The sequence below is a fragment of the Pseudolactococcus raffinolactis NBRC 100932 genome, assembly GCF_001591765.1.
GTDB lineage: Bacteria > Bacillota > Bacilli > Lactobacillales > Streptococcaceae > Pseudolactococcus > Pseudolactococcus raffinolactis.
Window position 1 is genome coordinate 1 of the sequence record NZ_BCVN01000062.1, and the last position, 5050, is coordinate 5050.

The window sequence follows — 5050 nt, forward strand, 5'->3', positions numbered from 1 at the left end:
TGAAGAAAGATAATTATAGAGAACCCCCTTTGATAATTTTGCTAGGTCTTTCATACCGTAAAAAGGAGAAGTATAAATGCTTCTCTTTTATTTTTGTTTATATTGTTTACAAATGTAAACTTTATGTAGTTATTTAAAGGAGTTAGTCGAGATGAATAGACAAGTTAATTTGAAAAATGTGATTGAGATTATTGATGAGAAGATTGATGGTTTGAATCAGCAAAATGGCATGGGTGCTTTAATGGTACTGTCTGGATGGGCAAACTCAGATAAACTTAATAGAACGATTGAATCAAACAAGACGCTCATTAAAGAGCTGACGGATTTGCGTATGAAAGTGTTAGAGCTTTAATGAGTAGGGTAAGGAACGGTAGCTTTTATAAAAATAATAAGTGGACTGTTAAGCGTGCTAAGATACTGAAAAGGGATGGCTATGAATGTCAGAATTGTAGAAGGTATTTTCGTAGCAAGGAAGCTAAAGTAGTTCATCACATTTATTTTTACGAAGATTATAGTGAGCTGGGTTTACAGAATTGGAACTTGATAAGCTTGTGCAATGGATGCCATAACAAGATGCACAACCGTGTGACTGATGAAGCAACGAAACTTGGTAAAGAATATCAAGATAAAAGAAAAGTTGAGTTTAATAATTATATTAAAAATAAAAAATAAAATAAATAAATTTAAAGAATAAATAAGTTTATGGTGAGCCCCCCCACCTATGTGGATGCGAGAAAAGGTAATGGGAGAAAGGCATAAGTGGGTCTTTTCCCCACCTCAGGTAGTTTGAAAATATTTTTCCGTAGAATTTTAACGAAAGGAGCAAGAAAATGGCAGGTAAAAATATACCGCAAAAAGACACAATAAAAAGGCGCACGATAGCTTATATGAAAGAGCTAAACACTTATAAAAAACAGTATAATCAGCTTGTTGAAGTCTATGCAGATTTGCTACATCAATACTACATTTTAACAAAAGAATTTGAAGATTCAGGTTATCAAGTCATGATACAAACTGAAAAAAGTGATGGTAAAAAAAGCCCCATTCTTGCAACCCTTGAAAATTTGCGCAAAGACATTGGAACTTATTCAGATAGATTGATGTTGAACGCAAAAGCGAACAAAGACAGCGAAATCAGCCTAAAGACTAATGATAATGACCCTTTCAATAAATTATTTGATGGCTTGAAAAGTGGGTGATGTACTTGGATATATCAGAAATTAAAAGCCCACATTTTCAAACAGCTTTACAATTCGCTAATGATTTAATCACAGGTAAGAAGATTGCTAATGTTGAACAAATACAAGCTTGTCAGAGATTTTTAGATGATTTAGAAAGAGATGATTTAGATTTCAAGTCCAATCAATTTGACTTTGCAATAGATTTAATCGAGGGTACGATTTACCCAGAAAAAGGTGAAACAATCACAGGCGAAAGTGCACGGTTAAACCCAATAAAATTAACACGCTGGGAAATATTTGTTACAGTCAATTTGTTCGGTTTCTTTTTGAAAAACAGCAACATAAGGCGCTATCAAGAAGTGCTTTTGTTTTTACCTAGAAAAAGTGGTAAGACAACATTTGTTGCGTCATTAACTTGGGCAAAAAGTTTGATTGATGCTGATTCAGGTGCAACAACATATATAGTTGCTAATAGCTTATCACAGGCAAAAGTAAGTTTTAATTTTATACAACATAATTTGAATTTGCAACACAATCGAGAAAAGTTTAAACCACGGTTAAGGGCTAACAATCAAGAACATTCGATAAATGTTGATTTGGGAAAAGGACACATAGAAATAAGGGCAATCGGAGCTGACGAAAAATACTTGGATGGGCTGATAGCCAATACGATCATAGCTGATGAAGTCCATGCTTTCAAGAGACCTAAGCGATATACGCTCATGAAGGATGCGATGAAATCTTATTCAGGTTCAAGAATGCTACTTGCAGTTTCAACAGCAGGCGACAACATAGGTTGTTTTTTGGACGAGCGTGTCGAGTTGCTGAAAAAAGTATTGAACAAAACAATCAAAGATGAAAGTAAGTATGATAGATATTTCATTTATTTATGCACAGCAGGCAGAGACAACAAAGGTAACTTTTTAAACCCAATCACAGGCGAAATCACAGACATAGATGATCCCGAATTGATTGAAGCAGTGAATCCCTCAGCAGGCGAAACAGTAAGTTTAGATTTATTAGTCAATGATGCAAAAATTGCAATTGATTCAGACGAGGGAACACGCAACGAATTTAAAAATAAAACACTTAATGTATTCACGACAAGTTCAGAAACATTCTTTGACATTGATGAATTTAAATACTCAGATAGTTTATATGACTGGAGTATAGACGATTTATTGAAGTTAAATTTAAACTGGTATGGTTACGCAGACTTATCAGTCTTACACGATTTATCAGCTAGTGGGTTATACGCAAACTACAAATATAAAACTAAAGACGAAAACGGCAGCAAGATAACTAAAGATATTGATATTGTAATTAGTCAAGCTTATTTTCCTTTATCATTAGCAATTGCCAAAGCTCAGGAATCTAACATGCCATTGCAGGAATGGCAAGAAGAAGGATGGGCAACGCTTAGTAATACTGATGTTGTTCAGCCTAGCGATATAGCAGGTTGGTTTGTCATGATGAAAAAAATGGGATTTAGAATAAAACAAGTAAACTTTGACAAAAAATCAGCTACCGAATTTGCAATTGTTATGAGAGCTGAAAAATTCAAATTAAAGGATGCGTCACAGTTGCCTTCAATCAAAACTATCGGCATTCGCAGAATAGAAAACAAAGTGAAAAATGGTGAGTTTTATTATTTACATAACAGGTCTTACGAGTACTGTGTGAGCAATGTTAAAGCAGAAGAACTTTACAACGGATGGTTAAGAATGAGGAAAATCAGCAAAAACATGAAGATTGATTTGTTTGATGCAAGCACTTTTGGTGCAGTGGCAATGCTTGAAGATATGGAAAGCAAAGCAAAAGTCAAAAATATTTTAGATTAAAGGAGGTGAGAAAGAAAAAATGGGAATTAGAGATTATTTTAAACGCTCAACAGAGCCACAGACTAACAACAAAATAGGTTATTTTATGTCAACCGACACTGAAAATATCTTGGTAAGTGGCTATACAAAGCTATCAGATTCACCCGAAGTCGTAACAGCCGTAAATACAATCGCAGATTTAGTCAGCAATATGACAATTCAGCTTATGAAAAATGGCGATAATGGAGATACAAGAGTTAAAAACGAAATCAGCAGACTTGTTGATATTGCACCGAATGCTTATCAAACGAGAAAATCTTTCATTTTCTGGATTGTTAAATCAATGCTGATTAATGGTGATGCAGTTGTAATGCCGATTACTAGAAGCGGTGCTATTAAAGAGCTTAGACCACTACCGAACAACAAAATTCGATTTTATCATGACGCTGAAGATGAATTTGATTATGTTATTAAATACAAAAACAAAGATTATGCACCCGAAGATTTGCTACATTTTGTGTTGAATCCTGATGAAAATTTAAGTTTTATGGGAACGAGTTACAAGGTCAATTTGAACGATGTCACACACAATTTAAAACAAGCAAGCGCAACTAAGCGTAGTTTCATGTCAAGTGAGTACATGCCTAGCCTTATCATGATGGTGGATAGTGATGCTGATTTGGATGAAGCAGAGCGTGAAAAGTTTGAAGAAAAATACTTGAAACGAAAAGACAAAAATAAACCTTTGTTGTTACCCGATGGTCTAGTTAGGTTTGAAACTATTAAGCCACTGACACTTGAAGATTTGGCAATCCACGAAAGCGTGAAAGTTGATAAGGAAACAGTTGCATCAATTCTTGGAATACCCTCATTCGTATTGGGCGTGGGTAGCTACAGCAAGGACGAATGGAACAATTTCATCAACACAAAAATCATGAGCATTGCTCAGATTATTCAACAAACACTTAATAGATTGATTGTTGAACCTGATATGTATTTCACATTTAACCCACGGTCGCTTTACAATTACAGCCTTGTCGAACAAGTCAACGCAATAACGGCATTGGTCAAAGTTAATACTTTGAGACGGAACGAAGGCAGAAATTGGTTAGGTCTAGCACCTGACAGCGAAATGGATGATTTGATTGTGCTTGAAAACTACTTGCTACAGCAGGATTTATCAAAGCAAGGCAAATTAACAAACAGCATTAATGATGATGATGAGAAAGGAGGTGAAAACGAATGAGAAATCTAAAAAATCAAGTTCGGTCGCTTGGCAAACTACAAACAAGAGCTGATAACAATGAAACAGATGAAATGAAAATTGAAGGTTACTTTGTTGTTTTTAACAGCGAGACAAAACTTTTTGAAAATTATTATGAAGAAATTTCTGATAAAGCATTTAAAGATATTGACTTAACTGACATTAGAGCGCTTGCTGACCATGACACAGCTAAAGTTCTTGGTCGTACAAAGTCGCAGACATTAAGCTTAACAGTTGATGATAAAGGGCTTTACGGTGAAATCACAATCAATAAAAACGATAGTGAAGCAGTCAATCTTTATGAAAGAGTTAAGCGTGGCGACATTGACCAATGTTCATTTGGATTTAATATCTTAGATGAAACAATGGACACTAGAGCTGATGGCTCAACGAAATGGACAATTACAGAAATTGAACTATTTGAAGTCAGTGTTGTGACTTTTCCCGCATACGCTGATACAGCAGTTGAAGCACGAAGCGAACAAATGAAACAACTAGAAAAAAGAAACTTGCAAACACGCAAGGCAAAACTGAAAGAGAGAATAAAAACATGGCATTAAGACAATTAATTTTAAACAAAAAAATTCAAGAACGCTCAGCAAAAATCACAGCTTTACGAGCTGATGAAACTAAACTAAAAGATGAAGAAGTAGAACTTGAAAAAGCCCTTGACGAAGCTGAGACTGATGAAGAAGTAAAAGTGGTCGAAGATTCAGCGGATGAACTTGAAAAGAAAATCAAAGAAAAATCTGATGAGATCACTAAATTAGAAGATGAAAAAGCTG

The 5050-nt window shown here is 34.8% G+C and carries 6 protein-coding genes and 1 pseudogene; all 7 read left to right on the forward strand.

All coding sequences use genetic code 11. The annotated features are described in order from the left end of the window. The first annotated feature begins 151 nt into the window (after nucleotides 1-151). Entirely contained in the window at nucleotides 152-352 is a 201-nt protein-coding gene (locus LRA01S_RS10115) for a hypothetical protein (protein WP_061775496.1), read from the forward strand. Continuing rightward, complete coding sequence (locus tag LRA01S_RS10120) at nucleotides 352-672, forward strand: HNH endonuclease (protein WP_061775497.1); 321 nt, start codon at nucleotides 352-354, stop codon at nucleotides 670-672. The genes LRA01S_RS10115 and LRA01S_RS10120 overlap by 1 nt, the downstream gene beginning before the upstream one ends. Nucleotides 673-830: 158 nt before the next feature. Continuing rightward, nucleotides 831-1199: a P27 family phage terminase small subunit gene (locus LRA01S_RS10125; RefSeq protein WP_061775498.1), complete on the forward strand. Its 369-nt coding sequence runs from the start codon at nucleotides 831-833 to the stop codon at nucleotides 1197-1199. A 5-nt stretch (nucleotides 1200-1204) separates the two neighbouring features. Further along, complete coding sequence (locus tag LRA01S_RS10130; protein WP_082785453.1) at nucleotides 1205-3022, forward strand: terminase large subunit domain-containing protein; 1818 nt, start codon at nucleotides 1205-1207, stop codon at nucleotides 3020-3022. A 19-nt stretch (nucleotides 3023-3041) separates the two neighbouring features. Further along, entirely contained in the window at nucleotides 3042-4247 is a 1206-nt protein-coding gene (locus LRA01S_RS10135) for a phage portal protein (protein ID WP_061775500.1), read from the forward strand. Beyond that, a complete protein-coding gene (locus LRA01S_RS10140) occupies nucleotides 4244-4825 on the forward strand; it encodes an HK97 family phage prohead protease (protein WP_061775501.1) in 582 nt (193 codons plus the stop codon). The genes LRA01S_RS10135 and LRA01S_RS10140 overlap by 4 nt, the downstream gene beginning before the upstream one ends. After that, nucleotides 4816-5050 (forward strand): annotated as a pseudogene (locus LRA01S_RS10145) (phage major capsid protein); the annotation flags it as partial. The gene LRA01S_RS10140 and the pseudogene LRA01S_RS10145, both read left to right, overlap by 10 nt.